Raw genomic sequence first — 21,892 nt, 5'->3', positions numbered from 1 at the left:
GCGCGCTGCCGGCTCGGGTTAGCATCTCGTCCATGACGAATGCCGACCCCCAAGAACTCGCCAAATTCAGCGACCTGGCCCACAAGTGGTGGGACCCTGAGAGCGAATTCCGGCCGCTGCACCAGATCAACCCTCTGCGCCTGGACTGGATCGACCAGCTCGCGTCCATCAAGGGCAAGAAGGTGGTGGACGTGGGTTGTGGCGGCGGCATCCTGGCCGAATCCATGGCGCGCCGCGGCGCCGATGTACTCGGCATCGACCTGGCCGACCGGCCGCTGAAGGTCGCCATGCTGCACGCCATGGAAGCCAGCGTGGCCAACATCGAGTACCGGGCCGTGGCCGCCGAGGCCCTGGCCGCGGAACAGGCCGGCCAGTTCGACGTCGTCACCTGCATGGAAATGCTCGAACATGTGCCCGACCCGGCCTCGGTGGTGCGCGCCTGCGCCGACATGGCCAAGCCCGGCGGCTGGGTGTTTTTCTCGACGCTGAACCGCAACCCCAAGTCCTATCTGTTCGCCATCCTGGGCGCCGAGTACATCCTCAAGCTGCTGCCCAAGGGCACCCACGAGTTCTCTCGCTTCATCCGCCCGGCCGAGCTGGCCCGCTGGATCCGCGAAGCCGGTCTGTCGCACCATGCGTTCAAAGGCATGTCCTACAACCCGCTGACGCGCATCTACAGCCTGAACCAGGACACCAGCGTGAACTACCTCGTGGCCTGCCGCAAGCCGGCCATCAGCGCCTGATCGCGATGTCTGCCCTGCACCAGGCCCACCCGCCCAGCCGCATCCGCTGGTCTGCACCACCCCAGGCCGTGCTGTTCGACCTGGACGGCACGCTGGCCGACACGGCGGGCGACCTGGCCGGCGCACTGAACCACCTCCGTGTCCAGCGCGGTCTGCCGCCGCTGCCGCTGAACGAGCTGCGGCCGTATGCCTCGGCCGGTGCGCGCGGGCTCATCGGCGTGGGCCTCGACATTCACCCGGGACACGAGGAATTCGAGCCGCTGCGGCTGGCCTTCCTGGCGGCCTACGCCCGGTGCCTGAGCGACACCACTGCGCTGTTCGACGGCATGGCGTCCCTGCTCGACCAGCTCGAGGCGCGTGGCCTGAAATGGGGCGTGGTGACCAACAAGCCTCACCGGTTCACCGTACCGGTGATGGAGGGCCTGGGCCTGATGCAACGTGCCGGCACCGTCATCAGCGGCGACAGCACCGCCCACGCCAAACCCCACCCGCTGCCGCTGCTGACGGCGTGCGAGCAACTCGGCGTGCCGCCGGCCCTGGCGCTGTACGTTGGCGACGACCTGCGTGACATCCAGGCGGCCCAGGCGGCCGGCATGCCGAGCGCCGCGGCACGCTGGGGTTACATCGGCCACAACGGCGACATCGCCGACTGGGGCGCGGACGTCATTGCCAGCAGCCCGCTGGATCTGCTGCACTTCCTCGACTGAGCGTGGTGCACGGTGCCCGGCCGGGTCACGCGCCCGGCCGCCCGGCGGACGCAGCCATCGGACTGCTTTCACCCCCGCATGAAAAAAGCCACCTGACGCGGTGGCTTTTTCGTGAGCGGCGTGTGGGTCACGACGCTCGGGGTGCCCCCTCGCGCGTCAGGCCGGCGTGCGACCGTAGTTGTCCTGGAAGCGCACGATGTCGTCTTCGCCCAGGTAGCTGCCCGACTGCACCTCGATGATCTCCAGCGGGATCGCGCCGGGGTTGACCAGACGGTGCACCGTGCCCAGCGGGATGTAGGTCGACTGGTTCTCGCTCAGCAGCAGCACCTGCTCCCCATTGGTCACCTCGGCCGTGCCGCTCACCACGATCCAGTGCTCGGCGCGGTGGTGGTGCATCTGCAGGCTCAAGCTGGCCTTGGGCTTGACCATGATGCGCTTGACCTGGAAGCGCGGCCCCATGTCGATCGAGTCGTACCAGCCCCACGGGCGGTGCACACGGCGGTGCAGCGTGCCTTCGGTGCGCGACTGCTGCTCCAGCGTCGCGACGATCTTCTTGACGTCCTGGCTGCGGCTGCGGTCGGCCACCAGCACGGCGTCCGGCGTCTCGACCACCACGATGTTGTCCACGCCCACGGCGGCCACCAGGCGGCTGGTGGCGTGCACCAGCGTGTTGGTGCTGCCCTGGAAGATCGCATCGCCCTGCGCGGCATTGCCCTGCGCGTCGTGCTCACTGACCTGCCACACGGCATCCCAGGCACCCAGGTCAGACCAGCCCGCATCCAGCGGCACCATGCGCACCTTGAAGCCGGCTTGCGGCTGGCTCGGGCACTGCTCCATCACGGCGTAGTCCACCGACTCGGACGGCACGGCCGCGAACTCGGCCTTGCCCGGGCGCACGAACTGCGCGTCGGTGGTGCGCACGGCAAACGAGGCCTTGGTGGCTTCGAGGATGTCGGGGCGGAAATGGCCCAGCGCCGCCAGCCAGCGCGAGGCGCGCATCACGAACATGCCGCTGTTCCAGAAGTAGCCGCCATCGGCCACATAGGCCTTGGCCTTTTCCAGATCGGGCTTCTCGACGAAGGCTGCAACGCTGCGTACGCCCACCGCATCGGCGTCACCGGTGCGGATGTAGCCGAAGCCCGTCTCGGGGCGATCGGGCGTGATACCCAGGATGACGATGTCGCCCTCGGCCGCAGCACGCACGGCGGTCTGCACCGCGCGGGTGAAGGCGGCCTCGTTGGTGACGGTCTGATCGGCGGGGGTGACCACCAGAATCGGGTCCTGGCCGTCGGCCGTGGCCTGCAGCGCCGCCAGCGTCACGGCCGGTGCGGTGTTGCGGCCGGCCGGCTCGAGCAGCAGCGACGACGGCTCACCCTTCAGCTCGCGGAGCTGGTCGAGCACCAGAAACCGATGCTCTTCGTTACCAACGATACACGGCTTGCCCACCGTGATGTCTTCTGCAGCCAACGATTGCAGCCGCAGGTGGGCCTGCTGGAACAGGCTCTGTGTGCCCTGCAGCACGAGGAATTGCTTCGGATACAGCGCGCGCGACAGCGGCCACAGGCGGGTGCCGGAGCCGCCGGCCATGATGACGGGGAGCAGTGCGTGGGTCATGTTCGGAGGATAAGAGGAAGCGTTGGAGCACGATACCCGCAACGCGAGGGGTTCAAGATTCAGCCTTCAAAACCCAGGGGGTTCAACGACTGCCATCGCCAGGAATCGGCGCACATGTCAGCCAGGGTGCGGGTGGCCCGCCAGCCCATGGTCTGCTCGGCCGTGCTCGGGTCGGCATAACAGGCATCGACATCGCCCGGGCGGCGGGGAGCAAACACCACCGGGATCTCGCGGCCTGCGGCATCGCCATAAGCCCTGGCCAGTTCGAGCACGCTGTAGCCGCGCCCCGTCCCCAGGTTGACCGTCAGCGAGCGCTGCGCCTGCGCCAGATAGCGCAAGGCAGCCACATGCCCTTCGGCGAGGTCACAGACGTGGATGTAGTCGCGCACGCCAGTGCCATCGGGGGTGTCGTAGTCGTTGCCGAACACATTGAGGTGCGCGCGCTTGCCAACCGCCACTTGCGCCACGTATGGCATCAGGTTGTTGGGCACGCCGCGCGGGTCTTCGCCGATCAGGCCGCTCGGATGGGCTCCGACAGGGTTGAAATACCGCAGGTAGGCGATGTGCCAGGCGGCATCGCAGCGCTCGAGTTCCCGCAGCAGCTCTTCGCCCATCAGCTTGGTCTGCCCGTAGGGGTTGGTGGCGCGCAGCGGCGCATCCTCCCGGATGGGCAGCGCTTCCGGCTTGCCATAGACGGTGGCCGACGAGCTGAAGACCAGGTCGTGCACACCATGTCGCTTCATGGCCTGGCACACGGACAGCAAGCCGCCGAGGTTGTTCTCGAAATAGTCCAGCGGCTTCTCGGTGGACTCGCCGACGGCCTTGAGCGCCGCAAAGTGCACCACCGCCGAAATGCCACCGAACCGCTCCCGCCCCACTTCGAAGCAGCGGTCCAGCGCCGCCGCGTCGCGCACGTCGCCCTGCACGAAGACGGGCTCACAGCCCGACAACTGCTGCAATCGGGGCAGGACCCTCGCCGAGCTGTTGACCAGGTTGTCGATGCCGACCACATCGAAGCCCGCCTCTTGCAGCGCGAGCCAGGTGTGGGAGGCGATGTAGCCGGTGGCACCGGTGAGCAGGACAGCAGGCATCATCTGGGTCGGAGGGGTTCAGTCGAGCGTGAAATTGGCGCTGCAGCCATAGGAATGGCCTGAGAACGCGCGGCGGAGGTAATTGGCGGTCTGATCGTATCGGGCCACGTTGCAACCGACCTTCAGGGAGCGCAACACCTCGTAATCGGCGCCGAGCGACAACTGCGAGAAATGGCTGTTGGTGCGTCGGCTGCCTTCGTCGACCACCACGCCATCGTCGAAGCGGGACGTGGCTGCGCGGTTGACCTCGTAACGGGCGTAGGAGTAGGCCGTGGTCACACCGATCTTGGCGGTGGGCTGGTAGCGCGCCGAGAGGTTCAGGCTTGTCGTGATGGTGTTGTAGTCGTAGTTTGCATCGAAGAAGACCAACCCCAGCAGGGACTGCCGCTGCGAGAAGCGGTCGCTGCCCGTGGAACGCGACAGACCCACGTTGTAGCGGATCAGGCCACGGGGCGTGAACTCCCAGTTCAGCGCGCCGACCCAGCTGTTCAGGCGGCGGCCGCTCAGGGCATAGCGGCTGCTGCGCCGGCTCAAGGTCGCGTCCAGGCTGCTCAAGCCGGTGGCCTGCCAGCCCACCTGCAGGTCGATGTTGTTGTCCGTCACCTGCTCGCCATTGCGATTGGGGTAGTCGGTCTCGACGCGTCGCACCCCCACGCCCCACTGGAAGGTGTCGGTCAGGTTGTAGAGGATGCGCGCGCCGCGGCTGTCCTGGTCGATGTCGCGCGGCTTGTACTCGTCCACCGAAAAGCGCTGGCGGTTGGTGTCCACCGAGCCCACGAGGCTGAAGCGGCCACCCAGGCCGTACTGCAGGGAGGCCGCCTGTCCTTGCAGCGTGCGGATGTTGCGCACCACCGTGAGGCCGCCGGCGGTGTTGTTCTGGATCGGGTTGAGGCCCTGGTCGTAATTGCCCGACAGGGTGAGCCGGAAGTTGCGCCCGAACTCGGAGGTGAAGGCGCCGTTGACCGTCTTGCTGTCGTTCTTCAGGTATTCGAAGTTCCGGTAGCGCGAGGCGCCCAGCGTGCCGGAAAGACGGTAGGTCTGGCGGCCATAGGCCTTGTTCAGCCCCCCCCCGACAGACGTGACACTGACGGTGTCGGAGCGCGCCTGCTCGGTGCGGGAGAAGTTGGAGTCGTGGCGGACGGACTGACTCAGGGTCAGAAACAGCGGCAGTTCCTCGTCGGCATCGGCATGGGCAGCGGCGCAGGCCCCGAACGCGGCAACGACCAGGGCCGTGGTGCGGATCAGGGGGAAGGTCGGGCGGAACCGATCAGACATGGTCACCTCTGTGATGTGTTGTGTGGTGCGGTTGCGCTTACCGGTCAGTAAGCGTTGCGGTCGAACACCATCAGCCGGATGGTCCGGATGATGATCTGCAGGTCGAGGGCAAGCGACCAGTTGCGCAGGTATTCCAGGTCGTACTCGACACGGGCCTGCATCTTGTCGATGGTTTCGGTTTCGCCACGCAGGCCGTGCACCTGGGCCCATCCAGTGATGCCGGGCTTGACCTTGTGGCGCACCATGTAGGCCTTGATCAGCCGGCGGTACTCCTCGTTGTGGGCCACCGCGTGGGGGCGCGGGCCGACGATGCTCATGCGTCCTTGCAGCACATTGATGAACTGCGGCAGTTCATCGAGCGAGGTACGGCGAATGAAGGCCCCGAACGGGGTTATCCGCGGGTCGCCCTTGGTCGCCTGCTTCACCACGGCACCGTTGTCCTGGGTGCGCATCGAGCGGAACTTGTAGACGATGATTTCCTCGCCATCCAGCCCGTTGCGGCGCTGCTTGAAGATGACCGGCCCCGGCGAACTCAGTTTGACCCCGATGGCCAGCGCCGCGAGGATGGGGGAGATCAGCACGAGGATGATGCCGGCCAGGATGATGTCGGAGACGCGCTTGACGAGTTCGTTCGTGCCCGTGAAGGGAGTCTCGCAGATGCCGACGACAGGCACGCCATTCATGTCCTGCAGTCGCCCCTGGATGATGCTGATGCCGAAGACATCCGGCACGAAGTACAGAGAGGCCGTCGTACCCTGAACGGCCTCGAGCAGTTCCACGATGCGGGGCTGCGAGCCCAGCGGCAAGGTGATGTAGACCTCATGGATGCCGTGGGCGTACACGTAGTTGGCGACATCCCGCAGGCCACCCAGGCGCATGCTCACGGCCTCGGGCAGGACGCGGGTGTCGGTGCGGTCATCGAAGTAGCCGACGAACTCGGTACCCTGGTCGGGATGGCTCTGCAGTGCGCGCGCCACCTTGCCGCCCAGCGGGCCCGCGCCCACCACGATGGCACGCCGACGGGCGTGCGGTTGAGCGGCGCGGTGCTTGATGATGGCCTTGCCGATGAGGACGGCCACCCACTGCAGCACCGGCGTCACCACGGCCCAGGTCACCATGACCCTGAAATCGAAGAACATCAGGCTGTTGGTGGCGTACCCGCACAGCCAGAGGATGGCCAGCATCGCCACCCAGGACCCCACGATGTCGATGCCGGCCTCGAGGCGGGAATCGATGAATCGATTTCGTCCTGGGAAGGTCAAAGCGAAGACCAGCAGGCACAAGGCCATGGCGGCCCGCTGAACCGGCTCGTCGAACCACGCCATGGCTGCCAGCAGCGAGGCCACCGTGATCGAAGGCTCCAGAAACGCCGCCACAAAGGAAGTGACCGATTGCGGGGCGTTGAAGAAGGTGCGGTTGTAGTTGCGGTTGTTGAACATGTACGCCGGGGGACCAACACCGAGGTCGCACCAACTGAATCAAACCCGGCTGCCCCTTGCAGCAGAAACGCCGCGCAGGCCAGCCAGCTGGGTTGCGCCGGGGTCCAGGGCATTGTGGCGCAAATCCCCCGGACCGCCCGGTGCGACCACCTGACGTGGGGGCGAGTTCCGCGGGACTGTCGCCCCCCCCCTACAATCGGGGATATGTCTGCTCACCCCCTTTCGTGGATCGGCCCAGTGGCGCTGCCGCGCCTGGTCCTGCTGCTCAATCACATCGTGTCCAGCGAGCCGCAGGCGGTCGCCCGACTGCAGCCGCACGCCGGGCGCAGCCTTGAAATCGGCTGGCGAGCCGCGGCCGGGGTCGATGCGCCGGCCCTGCTGAGTCGCCTGATCCCGGCTGCCGAGGGCTGGCTGCCGCCTGCCGTGCGCCTGCTGATCACGCCCGCCGGCCTGTTCGAACTGCAGGAACAACCGGATCAGCCTGCCGGCCTGGTTCTGACCGTGTCCCTGCCGGATCCCTTCACCCTGGCACGCAAGGCCATCCGGGGCGAGCGCCCCGACGTGAGCATCGAGGGCGATGCGGCGCTGGCCGAGGCTGCATCGTGGCTGATGAACCACCTGCGCTGGGACGTCCAGGACGACGTGGCGCGCTGGATGGGCACGGTGCCGGCCGAAATGCTGCGCACCCTCGGTGAGTCGGTGCGCCAGGGCCTGGCCCGCTGGCGTCCGGGCGCGCCTCGCTGAGTCGGCCTGCGTCCATGCGCGCCCTGTTTCGCCCGATCTTCATCGGCCTGATCGTCCTGCGCTACGGCCTGGACGGGCTGATGCTCGACAGCCTGCGTCGCCCGGGGCTCAGCCTGCTGGGCCGCATCCTGGCGACCGGCCGGCGACTGGATGCACCGCGCGGTCAGCGCCTGCGCGAGGCGCTCGAACGCCTCGGCCCGATCTTCGTGAAGTTCGGGCAGATGCTGTCGACCCGCCGCGATCTGATCCCGGCCGACGTGGCCGACGAGCTGGCGCGCCTGCAGGATCGCGTGCCTCCATTTCCTGGCGAAGAGTCCGTCCGCCTGATCGAAAAGGCGCTGGGCCGCCCGATCTCGGCGGTGTTCCGGGATTTCGAGGTCACCCCGGTGGCGAGCGCCTCGATCGCCCAGGTGCACTTCGGTGTGCTGCACGATGGCCGCGAGGTGGCGGTGAAGGTGCTGCGTCCCGGCATGCTGGCCGTGATCGACGACGACCTGGCCCTGATGCGCACGTTGGCCGGCTGGGTCGAGAGGCTCTGGGCCGATGGCAAGCGCCTGAAGCCCCGCGAAGTGGTGGCCGAGTTCGACAAGTACCTGCACGACGAGCTGGATCTGGTGCGCGAGGCCGCCAACGCCGCGCAGTTGCGGCGCAACATGCAGGGGCTCGACCTGGTGCTGGTGCCCGAGATGATCTGGGATCTGTGCACCCCGACCGTGATGGTCATGGAACGCATGAAAGGCGTGCCCATCAGCCAGATGGCCCGCCTGCGCGAAGCCGGCGTCGACATCAAGAAGCTGGCCCGGGACGGCGTGACGATCTTCTTCACGCAGGTCTTTCGTGACGGTTTCTTCCACGCCGACATGCATCCGGGCAACATCCAGGTCAGCCTGGCGCCCGAGACCTTCGGCCGCTACATCGCCCTCGACTTTGGCATCATCGGCACGCTGACCGAGGTCGACAAGGACTACCTGGCCCAGAACTTCATCGCGTTCTTCCACCGTGACTACAAGCGTGTGGCCGAGCTGCACATCGAGAGCGGCTGGGTGCCGGCCGCCACCCGAGTGGACGAACTCGAAGCCGCGGTGCGCACCGTGTGCGAGCCCTATTTCGACCGTCCGCTCAAGGAAATCTCCCTGGGCCAGGTGCTGATGCGCCTGTTCCAGATCTCCCGGCGCTTCAACGTCGAGATCCAGCCCCAGCTGGTGCTGCTGCAGAAGACCTTGCTCAATGTGGAAGGCCTGGGTCGCGACCTGGACCCGGATCTGGACCTGTGGAGCACCGCCAAGCCCTTCCTGGAGCGCTGGATGCATGAACAGGTGGGCTGGCGCGGGTTGCTGCACCGCCTGAAACGCGAAGCACCGCGTTATGCCAAGCTGCTCCCGGAGCTGCCGCGACTGGTGCACCGCAATCTGGAACGCGCCGACGGGGCCATCCACCGCGACCTGCTGGCCATTCTCGCCGAGCAGCGCCGGACCAACCGCATCCTCTCGGCCGTCGTGTGGATGGGACTGGGCTTCCTGCTGGGCCTGTTCGTGGCGCGGCTCTTGCTGCAACTGCACGAATCCGGTGCGCTCTGAGCGTCCGGCTCGGGCGGGCAAACGCCCCCCGGTCCGAGGGCTGCCGCTCGGCACCCCATCCCAAGCCCCTCGGTGGCACTACACTGCGCCCCCAACGAATTCACCCGGCCGCGTGGCCGCCCTTGTTCTTCGGCCTGTCAGTTGAAAGGTTCTGCCGAACATGAACACCACCTTGCTCGCCTTCGTGATCCTCTATCTCGTGGGCACGATGGCCATCGGGATGTACGCGGGCACGCGCATCAAGAGCACAGCCGACTTCGCCGTCGCCGGGCACAGCCTGCCGCTGGCGATGGTGATCACCACCACCTTCGCCACCTGGTTCGGTGCGGAAACGGTGATGGGCATCCCGGCCAAGTTCGTCGAGGGCGGCCTCAACGCGGTGATCGAAGACCCGTTCGGCGCATCGATGTGTCTGGTGCTGGTGGGTGCGTTCTTCGCCAGCCGGCTCTACAAGATGAGCCTGCTGACCATCGGTGACTTCTATCGGCAGCGCTATGGCAAGGGCGTGGAGATCTTCTGCTCGGTGGCCATCATCCTGAGCTACCTGGGCTGGGTGGCGGCCCAGATCACGGCCCTCGGTCTGGTCTTTGCGGTGCTGTCTGGCGGAGCAATCGCACCCGCCACGGGCATGGTGATCGGCACGGCCCTGGTGCTGGCCTATGTGATGGTGGGCGGCATGCTTGCCGTGGCCTGGACCGACTTCGTGCAGATGATCGTGCTGGTGGTCGGGCTGTCCTTCATCGCCAACCTGGCGGCGGACCAGGCCGGCGGCGTCGACAAGGTGCTGGCCCTGGCGGACGCCAAGGACTGGTTCCGCATCCTGCCCGAGGCCACGCCCTATGGCTGGACATGGTTCGTGGCGGCGGCCATCACGATGATGTTCGGCTCCATTCCGCAGCAGGACGTGTTCCAGCGCGTGATGTCGGCCAAAGACAGCGATACGGCTCGCACCGGGGCCATCATCGGCGGGCTCAGCTATCTGGCCTTCGCCTTCGTACCCATGTTCATCGTGGCGTCGGCCCTGATCATCATGCCGGCGGAAACCCAGGACCTGCTGGCGAACGACCCGCAGAAGGTCTTGCCCACCCTCATTCTCAGCAAGATGCCACTGGTGGCCCAGATCTTCTTCTTCGGTGCGCTGGTGTCCGCGATCAAGTCCACTTCGTCGGCCACGCTCCTCGCTCCCTCGACGAGCTTCGTCGAGAACATCCTCAAGAACATCCGCCCGGGCATGAGCGACCGACAACTGCTGCTGGCCATGCGGATCACGCTGCTGGTCTTCACGGCCCTGGTGCTCACCTACGCCATCGTCATGGAGGGGACCGCCATCTACGACCTGGTCTCGGCGGCCTACCAGATTCCGCTGGTCGGGGCGTTCATCCCGCTGACGTGTGGGCTCTACTGGCGGCGCGCCACCACGCAGGGTGCGATCCTGTCCATCGTGCTGGGCATCGGCACACTGACCCTGTTCACGCTGCACGCCGGATTGGGCGAGGCCTTCCCGGGCCAGCTGGCCGGGCTGCTCATGGCGGCGCTGGGCATGCTCGTGGGCTCGCTTGCGCCCCAGTTCATTGCAGACCACCGCACACGTATGGCCTACCAGACCTGAGCGGCATCGCGGCCCTTGAAAGCGTCGGGCGATGTCCCCATTTAAAATGGTGTTTTCACGGGTGAGCCCGAGGTAGTTGACATGCCCATTTACGCTTATCGATGCGAGTCCTGCGGCCACGCCAAGGACGTCCTGCAGAAAATGTCCGATCCGGTCCTGACCACCTGCCCGTCGTGCGGGGCCGAAACGTTCCAGAAGCAGCTGACCGCGGCCGGTTTCCAGCTCAAGGGGTCGGGCTGGTACGTGACGGATTTCCGAGGTGGCTCGGGCGGCACCAGTGCCCCCGCCACGGCCGCTGCGACGGGCAGCAGCACAGCCGCCCCCGCGGCCGAGACCAGCTCAGCCGCCAGCAGCGACACGCCCGCTGCAGGCGGATGCGGCAGCGCCTGCGCCTGCCACTGACGCAGTCCGCTCTCGGTCAGCCTCTGATTCGGGCCGCCGCTGGCGGCCCGTGCCCGTTGACGCCCTGGTTTGTGGGGCATGATGCGGGACCCCCTCCACCTCACCGTCCTTCACGTGAAGAAATACATCCTCACCGGCCTGCTGGTCTGGTTGCCGCTGGCCATCACCGTCTGGGTGCTGATGAATGTCATCGGCACCCTGGACGGCATCTTCGCGTGGCTGGTGGTGGCCGCCCAGACGGTGCTGCCATCCAGCGTCAGCCCCTTTCTGCAGGAGCTGCGCGAGATCCCGGGGCTGAGCGTCATCATCGTGGTCGCGGCCTTGCTGCTGACCAGCATGGCGGTGTCGAACATGGCCGGACAGTGGCTGCTGAACCAGTCCAACCGGCTGTTCTCCAACATCCCGATCGTCAAGAGCATCTACACCTCGGTCAAGCAGGTTTCGGACACGCTGTTTTCCAGCAGCGGACAGGCCTTCCGCGAGGCCGTGCTGGTGCAGTACCCCCGCGCGGGCTCCTGGACCATCGCCTTCGTCACGGGCAAGCCGTCCGGGGAAGTAGCCAGCCAGCTGCCAGACGACATGCTGACGCTGTACGTCCCGACAACGCCCAACCCGACATCGGGCTTCATGCTGCTCGTTCCCCGGGCCGATGTGCGTGAGCTCGGCATGTCGGTGGACGAAGCCCTGAAATACATCATTTCGATGGGCGTTGTGGCACCGCCGACGGCGGGCACGCGACCCGTGGCCCCTGTCGCCACATCGGCCAGTGCGCCGACAGCCCAATCCTGAACGACAATCGAGGGTTCGGAGCGCGGCGACCACGCTGCGCCCACCTGATTCACCTCCGAAAGAGAACACGACAATGCGCACCACTTACTGTGGTCTGGTCAGCGAAGCGCTGATGGGCCAGACCGTGACGCTGATGGGCTGGGCCCACCGTCGCCGCGACCACGGCGGCGTGATCTTCATCGACCTGCGTGACCGCGAAGGCTTGGTGCAGGTGGTGTTCGACCCGGACCGCGCCGAGTCGTTCAAGACCGCCGAAGGCGTGCGCAACGAGTTCTGCCTGAAGGTGACTGGCGTCGTGCGCGCCCGCCCCGCAGGCACCGAAAACGCCGGCCTCACCAGCGGCAAGATCGAGGTGCTGGGCCACACGCTGGAAGTGCTGAACCCGTCGGTGACGCCCCCGTTCCAGCTGGACGACGAGAACCTGTCGGAAACCACCCGCCTGACGCACCGCGTGCTGGACCTGCGCCGCCCCTACATGCAGCGCAACCTGATGCTGCGCTACCGCGTGGCCATGGAAGCCCGCAAGTTCCTGGACGAGCACGGCTTTGTCGACATCGAGACCCCGATGCTGACCAAGTCGACACCGGAAGGCGCCCGGGACTACCTGGTGCCCTCGCGCGTGCACGACGGCCAGTTCTTCGCGCTGCCCCAGTCGCCCCAGCTGTTCAAGCAGCTGCTGATGGTGGCCGGCTTCGACCGCTACTACCAGATCACCAAGTGCTTCCGCGACGAAGACCTGCGCGCCGATCGCCAGCCCGAGTTCACCCAGATCGACATTGAAACGAGCTTCCTGACCGAGCAGGAAATCCGTGACATGTTCGAAGGCATGATCCGCCACGTCTTCATGAAGGCGCTGAACGTGGACCTGGGCGCCTACCCGGTCATGAAGTACGCCGACGCCATGCACCTGTATGGCTCGGACAAGCCCGACCTGCGCGTCAAGCTGCAGTTCACCGAGCTGACCGACGTCATGAAGGACGTGGACTTCAAGGTGTTCTCGACGCCGGCCACCACCAAGGGTGGCCGCGTGGTGGCCCTGCGCGTGCCGGGCGGCGGCGCCATGTCGCGCGGTGAAATCGACGCCTACACCGAGTTCGTGAAGATCTACGGTGCCAAGGGCCTCGCGTGGATCAAGGTCAACGACGTGGCCGCCGGCCGTGACGGCCTGCAGTCGCCCATCGTCAAGAACCTGCACGACGCGGCGCTGACCGAGATCCTGAAGCGCACGGAAGCCCAGAACGGCGACCTGATCTTCTTCGGCGCAGACAAGGCCAAGATCGTCAACGACGCCATCGGCGCACTGCGCCTCAAGGTGGGCCATTCGGAGTTCGGCAAGAAGGCCGGCCTGTTCGAGGACCGCTGGGCCCCGCTGTGGGTGGTCGACTTCCCGATGTTCGAGTACGACGAGGACGAGGACCGCTGGAACGCCGTGCACCACCCGTTCACGGCACCGAAGGACGGTCACGAAGACCTCATGGACACCGATCCGGGCGCCTGCGTGGCCAAGGCCTACGACATGGTGCTCAATGGCTGGGAACTGGGCGGCGGCTCGATCCGTATCCACCGCGCCGAGGTGCAGTCCAAGGTCTTCAGCGCCTTGAAGATCACGCCGGAAGACGCCCAGGTCAAGTTCGGCTTCCTGCTGGATGCCCTGCAGTACGGCGCACCGCCCCATGGCGGCCTGGCCTTCGGTCTGGATCGCCTGGTCACGCTGATGACCAAGGCGGACTCCATCCGCGACGTGATCGCCTTCCCCAAGACGCAACGCGCGCAGTGCCTGCTGACCGGCGCCCCGTCGCTGGTCGACGAGAAGCAGCTGCGTGAACTGCACATCCGCCTGCGCAACCCGCAGGCCGGCCAGCCGCCGGCGGCCACCTGATCGCCCTGGTTCCAGAACACGAAATCAAGCCACCCTCGGGTGGCTTTTTTCATGGCACGGGGCCCCGACACCCCAGGATTTGGTTGCGCAACGTAAAGCTGAGGGGCCGAAACACACCAAGACCCTGCAGGGATGTCCAAAATCGGCTACAACATCGTTTCCACCTTGTATCGGTGAAAGCGCAAGGGCGTTTTCCCTTAGCCTCCCCTCCCCTCGATGCAACCGGCGTACTCCTGGCTGAAACTTCTGCTGCTCGCAGGCCTGGCGGTCTGTGCGGTGCTGATGCACGCCCAGGCTCACGCGGTCATGGACAGCAACGAGGTCGAGGCCGTGGTGGAAGAGGTTCTGGTCGAGGAGGTGATCTCCGACATCGTCGAGGGCGACGCGGTCACCGAAGACCCCGATCTGGAGGCCCTGCCTCCCCGGGCCACAGCCCCGGTCTGGGAAGACCAATGGGACGAGCAGCACCCCCTGCCCCCTGCTGGCAGCCGCTGCGTCATCGCCCGCTCCATCCTGCCTGCCAGCACGTGTCACGCGGCCATCGGGCCCTGGCTGACGCTGCCCCTGCGACCGCCACAACCGCAGCGCGCCTGAACGCCCGCCCCTGAGGGTGCGGGCGAGGTGTGTCGTCCGGTTGATGCCGCCGTCGTCCGGCGCACGCTCCGCTTGCCAGTCAAGCTCCCAGCCACGCCACGGTCCGTTCCCGTGGTCCCCCGTTCATGCCCCGTTTTTCCCTGTCTTCCCTGACCGCAGCCGTGTCCGGGCTGTGTCTGGCGGTGTCCGCCACCGCCCCGCAGGCCCAGCCCGCAGCCTCCTCTTCAACCCCGACGAACGGCACGCCGAGCGCGACGCCAGCGTCTGCGGAACGGCCAGAGGCCGACAAGCCACAGGCCCTGTCGGTGGACGCCCTGCTCGACATCGTCCTCACCCACAATCCGGAGCTGATTGCCGCGCAGCAAGGCCGCATCGGCGCCTTGGCCGGCGTGCAGACAGCGAGCGCCTACGCCAACCCGCGCGTCGAGTGGCAAACGGGCCGCAACCAGGCGCGCATGCCCGGAACGCCCGCCGGCAGCGTTCAGGGTTGGGGGATTTCCCAGCTCATCGAAAACCCGGCCGCGCGCAGCGCCCGCATCGACGCGGCGCAGGCCTATGCACGTGGTTCAGGCCATGCCGTGGCACTGACACGCAACAGCGTGGCCAGCGAAACCCGCCTGCTGGCCAAGCAATACCTGTTGCGCCGGGCGGAAGCGACGGTCAGCGAGGAAAACCTCGCGCTGCTTGAGCAGGTCCGTGAGCGAGTGCAGCTGCGTGTGCGCAGCGGCGAAGCCGCCCGCTACGAGCTGATCAAGGCCGACGCCGAGATCGTGCATGCGCGTGAGCGCCTGCAGACGGCGCGCCTGCAGGCGGAGCAGGTGCTGGTGGCGCTCAATCGGCTGGCCGCGGGCAAACTGCCGGCCCGCTGGACCCTGAGTGGCGCACTGGATGACGCCCTGCCCCTGCCCGCCCTGACCGACTTGCAGCAGCTTGCCGAAACCGACAACCCCGAGCTGCGCGCACTGCAGACGGAGGTGGAACGCGCCGAGGCCCAGCTCCGAGGCGCGCGCGCGAGCCGGCTGCCTGGCGTGGAAGTGCGGGTGGGGCAGACGAACGAACCCGAAGTCAGGCAGTCGACGGTGGGGTTCAATGTCCAGATCCCCCTCTTCGACCAGCGCGAGGGGGCCATCGGTGAAGCCAGCGCCGATCTGGAGCGCTTGCGTGGCCGCCTGGCCGGGCGGCGCGCCGAGATGAGAGAACAGGTCCGACTGGCGTGGCAGGCACTCGAGATCGCGAGCCTGCGCGTGCAGGCCTTGCGCGAAGGCGTGGTCAAGGACGCCGAGGCGGCATTGAGGGTGGCGCAGGCCGCCTATCAGTTCGGAGAGCGCGGAATCCTGGATGTGCTGGACGCTCAGCGCGTGCTGCGCTCGGCGCGCGCCGATCTGCTGCAGGCCCGGTTCCAGGTGCAGGCTGCCCGCATCGAACTCGACACCCTGGCTGGCCGCCATGCCGTGCAGCCCGCCACCCAACCCTGATTCTTCCCCATCATGAAAACAACTCCTGCATTTCCCCTGACCTGGATCGCGGCCCTGGCGTCCGTGCTGGCCCTGGCTGGCTGTGGCGACAAGCCTGCCGACAAGGCCCCGGCTGCCGCCGCGTCTGCCGCATCCGACGCCGCAGCGACGACCGACCCGATGGAGGTGGTGATCCAGGCGGCGATGGCCGACCGCTTCAAGATCGACAAGGTGGCCCGCCATGCCGTGGCATCGACCCTGGAGGTCAGCGGCCGCATCGAAGCCAACGAACGCCAGGTGACGCGCATCGGTGCCGGCGTCACGGGCCGTGTGACGTCCGTGCTGGCCGAGGTGGGCGACCGGGTTCGCCCGGGCCAGGTGCTGGCTCACGTCGCGAGCCCCGAGCTGACCACCGCCCAGCTGACCTACCTGCGTGCCAATGCGTCGACCCAGCTGGCCGAGCGGGCGGTCGAGCGGGCTCGTCAGTTGATCCAGGCCGATGTGATCGGCTCGGCCGAACTGCAACGCCGTGAATCGGAGCTGGCCATCGCCCGCGCAGAACTGCGGGCAGCGGGCGATCAGCTGGCCCTGGTCGGCATGCCGCGCGAGGCGATTGCCAAGCTGCGGGATTCCGGCAGCCTGTACCCGCACACTGCCGTGGTGGCGACGCAGTCGGGCATCGTGATCGAGCGCAAGGTGAGCCAGGGCCAGGTCGCTCAGCCGGGTGACCCGCTCTTCACGGTAGCCGACCTGAGCAATGTCTGGGTGGTGGGTTCGCTTCCCGAACAGACCGCCCGCAACGCCAAGGCGGGCCAGTCGGTCGAGATCACGGTCCCGGCCATCGGCAAGGTCCTGTCCGGCCGCGTGATCCATGTAGCCGACACCGTGACACCGGAGACGCGCACGGTGCTGATCCGCACGCAGGTGGAAAACGTGGACCTCGCACTCAAACCACAGATGCTGGCCACGATGAGCATCGCCGGCTCGACCGTGGACACGCTGGCCGTGCCCGCCGTCGCGGTGGTGCGCGACAACGACCGCGACCACGTCTTCGTGCAGCGAGCCGCCAACCGCTTCCGCCTGACGCCGGTGGAACTGGGCCCGGCCAGCGATGGCATGCGCCCGGTGCTCAGCGGGCTGAATGAGGGCACGCCCATCGTCGTGGAAGGGGCTTTCCACCTGAACAACGAGCGCAAGCGCGCCGAACTGGAGTAAGCCCATGATTGCATCCATGATCCGGGCCGCGCTCAGTCAGCGGCTGGTGGTGGTCGTCCTGTCGCTGATCGTGTGCGGCTTCGGCCTGCGCGCAGCGATGAAGCTGTCGGTGGACGCCTTCCCCGATGTGACCAACGTGCAGGTGCAGATTGCGACCGAAGCCCCGGGCCGTTCGCCCGAGGAAATCGAGCGCTTTGTGACCGTGCCGCTCGAAATCGCGATGACCGGCCTGCCAGGGCTGGAGGAGATGCGTTCGCTCAACAAAAGCGGCCTGTCCATCATCACCCTGGTGTTCACCGACGCGACCGACGTGTACTTCGCGCGCCAGCTCGTGACCGAGCGGCTGATCGAGGTGGCGACCCGCATGCCCGAAGGCATCGTGCCGGTGCTGGGTCCGGTGTCCACCGGCCTGGGTGAGGTCTACCAGTACACGCTGGAAAAGGCCGACGATGGCCAGCGCGCTCTGACCCCGCAGGAGCTCGCCGATCGCCGTGCTGTGCAGGACTGGGTGGTGCGCCCCCTGCTGCGCTCAATCCCGGGCGTGGCGGAAATCAACTCGCAGGGCGGCTACGTCAAGCAGTACCAGGCGCTGGTGGACCCGAGCCGTCTGCGCCACTACGGGCTGTCGGTACAGCAGGTCGTGCAGGCGATCGCATCGAACAACGCCAACACCAGCGGAGGCATCCTGCCTCAGGTCACCGAGCAGTACCTGATCCGCGGCGTGGGCCTGATCCGCACCCTGGAAGACATCGGCAACATCGTGCTCAAGGAAGAAGGCGGTGTGCCGGTCTACGTCAAGGACGTGGCCGAGGTGAAGATCGGCAGCGAGGTGCGCCAGGGCGCCATCATCAAGGGTGGCTACACGGAAGGTGTGTCGGGCATCGTGCTGATGATGCGCGGCGGCAATGCCAAGGAAATCGTCGGCCGCGTGAAGGCGCGCGTCGAGGAGATCAACACCAAGGGGATGCTGCCAGACGGGCTGAAGATCGTGCCCTACTACGACCGCACCGACCTGGTGGACGCCGCCCTGTGGACCGTCGGCAAGGTGCTGATCGAGGGCATTTTCCTGGTGGTCGTGATCCTGTTCGTCTTCTTGGGCGACGTGCGTTCCAGCCTGATCGTGGTGGCCACGCTGATCATTGCGCCGCTGACCACCTTCATCCTGATGAACCGCTACGGCATCTCGGCCAACCTGATGTCGCTGGGGGGCCTGGCGATCGCCATCGGCCTGATGGTGGACGCGACCGTGGTGGTGGTGGAGAACGTGTACCACAAGCTCGGTCAGGCCGGCGACAGCATGGGCGCCCGTGTGCGCACCGTGCTGCAGGCCACGACCGAGGTGGCCACGCCGACCATCTTCGGCATCGCCATCATCATCCTGGTGTTCCTGCCACTGATGACGCTGCAGGGCATCGAAGGCAAGATGTTTGCGCCGCTGGCCTTGACGATTGCCATGGCGCTGGCGGTGTCGCTGGCGGTGTCGCTCTTCCTGTCGCCGGTGCTGTGCTCCTACTTCCTCAAGGGCGGCGCCGATCACGACACGCGGCTGATCGGCTTCCTGAAGCGCCACTACCTCGCGCTGCTGGACAACGCCACGCGCAAACATCGCGTGACGATGACGGCTGCAGTGGGACTGCTGCTGGGATCGCTCGCGCTGTTCCCGCTGCTGGGCAAGTCCTTCATGCCGACCATGAAGGAAGGCGCACTGACGCCGCAGATCAACCGGGTGCCGAGCATCTCGCTCGATGAGTCGATCCGCATGGAGATGGCGGCGATGAAGACCATCTCGGAGGTCCCGGGCGTGCGCATGGTGGTGTCCAAGCTGGGTCGCGGTGAATCGCCCGCCGACCCGGCCGGCCCGAACGAGTCCGATCCCATCGTCCTGCTCGACCCGAAGTCCGAGCGCACGCAGGACGAGATCGACGAGGACATCCGCCAGCGCCTCTCGACCATCCCGGGTGTGCAGATCGTGCTGTCGCAGCCGATCTCGGAACGGGTTGACGAGATGGTGACCGGCGTGCGTTCGCAGCTGGCGGTCAAGGTGTTCGGTGACGAGCTGGGCGAGCTGCGCCGGGTGTCGGAAGACGTGGCCCGCCTGCTCAAGAGCGTGGACGGCAGCCGCGACATCCGCATCGAGCGGCTTTCCGGCCAGCAGGCCCTGACCGTCGACATCGACCGCAAGGCCATCGCGCGCCACGGTATCAACGTGGCCGACGTGCAGTCGCTGATCGAGACCGCCATCGGTGGCAAGGACGTGACCACGCTGTACGAGGGCGAGCGGCGCTACAGCGTCGTGGTGCGCTTCCCCGAATCGGCGCGGGGCTCCCCCGGGTCCATCGGCCGCACGCTGCTGACGGCGCAGGACGGCGCCCTGGTGCCGTTGTCCTCGGTCGCATCCATCAAGCTGGTGGATGGCCCCGCGCAGATCAGCCGCGAAGGCGGCAAGCGCCGCGTGGTGGTGGGCGCCAACGTGGAAGGCCGCGACCTGGCCGGCTTCGTGGCCGAGGTGCAGCAGCGCATCAACCAGGACATCAAGCTGCCCGAGGGCTACTACTTCGAGTACGGCGGCCAGTTCGAGAACATGGAACGCGCAATGGCCACGCTGTCGGTCATCGTGCCGTTGACGATCGCGGCCATCTTCTTCCTGCTGTTCCTGCTGTTCAACTCCGTGAAGCTCGCCAGCCTGATCATCCTGGTGCTGCCGTTCGCTTCAGTGGGCGGCATCATCGGGTTGTTCCTGACGGGCGAGTACCTGAGCGTGCCGGCATCGGTGGGCTTCATCGCGCTGTGGGGCATCGCGGTGCTCAACGGCGTGGTGCTGGTGACGTGCATCCGTCGCCTGCGGGAGGACGGCATGGGCGTGATGGAGGCCGTGCGGGAAGGCTGCGTGCAGCGATTCCGCCCGGTGATGATGACCGCGACGGTGGCGCTGCTGGGCCTGGTGCCCTTCCTGTTCGCCACGGGCCCCGGCTCGGAGGTGCAACGCCCCCTGGCCATCGTGGTGATTGGTGGCCTGATTTCGTCGACCTTGCTCACACTGGTGGTGCTGCCCACGCTGTACCGCTGGTTCGACGAGAAGCCGGCCGAAGCCTGACAGGAGACATGACATGAAGGAAATCCGCGCCATCGTGCGCACCACCCGACTCGACCGTCTGCAGGAAGCGCTGCGGGCCATCCCCAACTTCCCGGGCGTGACGATCTTCAAGGCCGAGGGCTTCACGGCCCCGGCGGCGATCGACAAGCGCACGGTGAAAGAGGAGCTGACGGACTTCACGCCCAAGCTGATGGTCTGCGTGCTGGCGAGCGACGACATGGTCGAGCCCATCCGCAACGCCATCATGGACGCCTGCGGCACGGGAAGCATCGGCGACGGGCTGGTGTGGACGGTCGACATCGGCACCATCCACCGCATCCGGGACCGCTCGGAGCTGTGACAAACTAGGCGGATGCCCGTCTCCGCCGTCACCCCGAAGATCCCCCAGTCGGTGCTCGTGGTGATCCACGCACCGAACCTGGATGTGCTGCTCATCGAACGTGCCAAGCAGCCGGGCTTCTGGCAGAGCGTGACGGGCTCGCTCGACCGCCTGGACGAGCCCTGGCATGACACCGCGATCCGCGAGGTGCAGGAAGAAACCGGCATCGTCGTGGGCTCGCCCGAGGTGCCGCCATCGGCCCTGACCGACTGGGGCATCGAGAACATCTACGAGATCTACCCGGTGTGGCGCCACCGCTATGCGCCGGGTGTCACGCACAACACCGAACGCGTGTTCGGGCTGTGCGTGCCACGTGACATCGCCGTCACGCTGGCGCCGAGCGAACACACGGCCCACGTGTGGCTGCCCTGGCGCGAAGCGGCCGACCGCTGCTTTTCCCCCTCCAACGCCGAAGCCATCCTGCAATTGCCGCAGCGCATGGCCTCGCGCTGATCCGGCCGGAGACCGACCGTGCTGAATCCGCTGAATTCGACCTATCTGCCGCCGTCCAGCCTGGGTGAAGGCGGCCTGCGTGTCGCCACCTACAACATCCACAAGGGCGTGCGCGGCATGGGACCGGGCAAGCGCCTGGAAATCCACAACCTGACGCTGGCCGTCGAGGCCCTGGACGCCGACATCGTCTGCCTGCAAGAGGTGCGGCGTTTCAACCATGCCGAGGCGCGGCGGTTCTCGCACACGCGCTTCGGCCCGGGGGCCTGGCCGGAGCAGCCGCAGGCCGAGTACCTGGCGCCCGATGGCTACGAGGTGGCCTACCGCACCAATGCCATCACCCGGCAGGGTGAGCATGGCAACGCGCTGCTGGCGCGCTGGCCGATCGGCGACATCGGCCATCACGACGTGTCGGACCACCGCTTCGAGCAGCGCGGCCTGCTGCACGTGCCGGTGCAGTGGCAGGGCATCGAGGTGCACGTGGTGGTGGTGCACCTGGGGCTGATCCACGCGAGCCGGGTGCGCCAGGCCGAGCGCCTGGCGGCGCTGGTGGCCACGGAACTGCCCCCCGGGGCGCCGGTCATCGTCGCGGGCGACTTCAATGACTGGAACGAAAAGCTCGACCTGATTCTGGCGGGCGCCGGGCTGTCGCGAGCCGGCCGGGATGGGGAGCCCCGGGTGGCGACCTACCCCTCGATGGTGCCCGTGCTGGCGCTCGACCGGGTCTACACCCGGGGCCTGCGCTGTCTGTCGGTGATGGTGCCGCGGGGCCAGACCTGGGCCCGGCTGTCGGATCATCTGCCGCTGGTGGCCGAGTTCGAGCTGGCCACCTGACGC

Annotated in this window: 19 protein-coding genes; 15 read left to right on the top strand and 4 right to left on the bottom strand. The window is 67.0% G+C overall.

Translation table 11 applies throughout. The annotated features are described in order from the left end of the window. Positions 1 to 32 precede the first annotated feature (32 nt). Positions 33 to 743, top strand: coding sequence for a bifunctional 2-polyprenyl-6-hydroxyphenol methylase/3-demethylubiquinol 3-O-methyltransferase UbiG (gene ubiG / locus QZ709_RS10875; RefSeq protein ID WP_294637312.1), 711 nt, complete (start codon positions 33 to 35; stop codon positions 741 to 743). A gap of 5 nt (positions 744 to 748) precedes the next feature. Then, positions 749 to 1,450, top strand: coding sequence for a phosphoglycolate phosphatase (gph, locus tag QZ709_RS10870; protein WP_294637311.1), 702 nt, complete (start codon positions 749 to 751; stop codon positions 1,448 to 1,450). Between the two features lie 156 nt (positions 1,451 to 1,606). Here the strand turns inward: gph and QZ709_RS10865 are convergent, their stop codons facing one another. Genes QZ709_RS10865 through QZ709_RS10850 form a run of 4 tightly spaced genes read right to left on the bottom strand, consistent with a single transcriptional unit; the run spans position 1,607 to position 6,869 of the window. Further along, positions 1,607 to 3,064: a mannose-1-phosphate guanylyltransferase/mannose-6-phosphate isomerase gene (locus tag QZ709_RS10865; RefSeq protein WP_294637310.1), complete on the bottom strand. Its 1,458-nt coding sequence runs from the start codon at positions 3,062 to 3,064 to the stop codon at positions 1,607 to 1,609. Positions 3,065 to 3,123: 59 nt separating this feature from the next. Continuing rightward, positions 3,124 to 4,158 (bottom strand): UDP-glucose 4-epimerase GalE, encoded by a 1,035-nt coding sequence (gene galE / locus QZ709_RS10860; protein WP_294637309.1) that lies wholly within the window; start codon positions 4,156 to 4,158, stop codon positions 3,124 to 3,126. 15 nt (positions 4,159 to 4,173) lie between these two features. Continuing rightward, positions 4,174 to 5,430, bottom strand: a complete 1,257-nt coding sequence (locus QZ709_RS10855) for a hypothetical protein (RefSeq protein ID WP_294637308.1) — start codon at positions 5,428 to 5,430, stop codon at positions 4,174 to 4,176. Between the two features lie 44 nt (positions 5,431 to 5,474). Continuing rightward, positions 5,475 to 6,869, bottom strand: coding sequence for an undecaprenyl-phosphate glucose phosphotransferase (locus QZ709_RS10850; protein ID WP_294637307.1), 1,395 nt, complete (start codon positions 6,867 to 6,869; stop codon positions 5,475 to 5,477). 204 nt (positions 6,870 to 7,073) lie between these two features. Here QZ709_RS10850 and QZ709_RS10845 point away from each other — a divergent pair, with 204 nt between their 5' ends. The 13 genes from QZ709_RS10845 (at position 7,074) to QZ709_RS10785 (ending at position 21,889) form a co-directional block, all read left to right on the top strand. Further along, on the top strand, positions 7,074 to 7,613 hold the full coding sequence (locus QZ709_RS10845) for a hypothetical protein (protein WP_294637306.1): 540 nt from the start codon (positions 7,074 to 7,076) through the stop codon (positions 7,611 to 7,613). Between the two features lie 14 nt (positions 7,614 to 7,627). After that, positions 7,628 to 9,190, top strand: a complete 1,563-nt coding sequence (gene ubiB, locus QZ709_RS10840; RefSeq protein WP_294637305.1) for a ubiquinone biosynthesis regulatory protein kinase UbiB — start codon at positions 7,628 to 7,630, stop codon at positions 9,188 to 9,190. A gap of 160 nt (positions 9,191 to 9,350) precedes the next feature. Then, the gene (locus QZ709_RS10835) at positions 9,351 to 10,799 is read left to right on the top strand and encodes a sodium:solute symporter family protein (RefSeq protein WP_294637304.1); all 1,449 of its coding nucleotides are present in this window, start codon (positions 9,351 to 9,353) and stop codon (positions 10,797 to 10,799) included. 81 nt (positions 10,800 to 10,880) lie between these two features. Next, positions 10,881 to 11,201: an FmdB family zinc ribbon protein gene (locus QZ709_RS10830; protein ID WP_294637303.1), complete on the top strand. Its 321-nt coding sequence runs from the start codon at positions 10,881 to 10,883 to the stop codon at positions 11,199 to 11,201. A 78-nt stretch (positions 11,202 to 11,279) separates the two neighbouring features. Beyond that, positions 11,280 to 11,990 (top strand): DUF502 domain-containing protein, encoded by a 711-nt coding sequence (locus QZ709_RS10825; RefSeq protein WP_294637302.1) that lies wholly within the window; start codon positions 11,280 to 11,282, stop codon positions 11,988 to 11,990. 73 nt (positions 11,991 to 12,063) lie between these two features. Next, positions 12,064 to 13,869, top strand: a complete 1,806-nt coding sequence (aspS, locus tag QZ709_RS10820; RefSeq protein ID WP_294637301.1) for an aspartate--tRNA ligase — start codon at positions 12,064 to 12,066, stop codon at positions 13,867 to 13,869. 216 nt (positions 13,870 to 14,085) lie between these two features. Next, positions 14,086 to 14,463: a hypothetical protein gene (locus tag QZ709_RS10815; protein WP_294637300.1), complete on the top strand. Its 378-nt coding sequence runs from the start codon at positions 14,086 to 14,088 to the stop codon at positions 14,461 to 14,463. A 125-nt stretch (positions 14,464 to 14,588) separates the two neighbouring features. Continuing rightward, positions 14,589 to 15,938, top strand: coding sequence for a TolC family protein (locus QZ709_RS10810; RefSeq protein WP_294637299.1), 1,350 nt, complete (start codon positions 14,589 to 14,591; stop codon positions 15,936 to 15,938). A gap of 12 nt (positions 15,939 to 15,950) precedes the next feature. Next, the gene (locus QZ709_RS10805; protein ID WP_294637298.1) at positions 15,951 to 17,132 is read left to right on the top strand and encodes an efflux RND transporter periplasmic adaptor subunit; all 1,182 of its coding nucleotides are present in this window, start codon (positions 15,951 to 15,953) and stop codon (positions 17,130 to 17,132) included. Between the two features lie 4 nt (positions 17,133 to 17,136). Then, positions 17,137 to 20,226 carry a CusA/CzcA family heavy metal efflux RND transporter gene (locus QZ709_RS10800; RefSeq protein ID WP_294637297.1) on the top strand — a complete coding sequence of 1,030 codons (3,090 nt, stop codon included), beginning with the start codon at positions 17,137 to 17,139 and terminating at the stop codon, positions 20,224 to 20,226. Between the two features lie 13 nt (positions 20,227 to 20,239). Beyond that, a complete protein-coding gene (locus QZ709_RS10795; protein ID WP_294637296.1) occupies positions 20,240 to 20,566 on the top strand; it encodes a P-II family nitrogen regulator in 327 nt (108 codons plus the stop codon). Positions 20,567 to 20,578: 12 nt separating this feature from the next. Continuing rightward, positions 20,579 to 21,058 carry a dihydroneopterin triphosphate diphosphatase gene (gene nudB / locus QZ709_RS10790; protein WP_294637295.1) on the top strand — a complete coding sequence of 160 codons (480 nt, stop codon included), beginning with the start codon at positions 20,579 to 20,581 and terminating at the stop codon, positions 21,056 to 21,058. 21 nt (positions 21,059 to 21,079) lie between these two features. After that, complete coding sequence (locus QZ709_RS10785) at positions 21,080 to 21,889, top strand: endonuclease/exonuclease/phosphatase family protein (protein ID WP_294637320.1); 810 nt, start codon at positions 21,080 to 21,082, stop codon at positions 21,887 to 21,889. The last annotated feature ends 3 nt before the right edge of the window (positions 21,890 to 21,892 follow it).

The organism is uncultured Aquabacterium sp. (assembly GCF_913773725.1).
Taxonomy (GTDB): Bacteria; Pseudomonadota; Gammaproteobacteria; order Burkholderiales; family Burkholderiaceae_C; genus Aquabacterium.
Note: the sequence above shows the minus strand (reverse complement) of the source record. Positions and strands in the feature narration are given on the sequence as shown.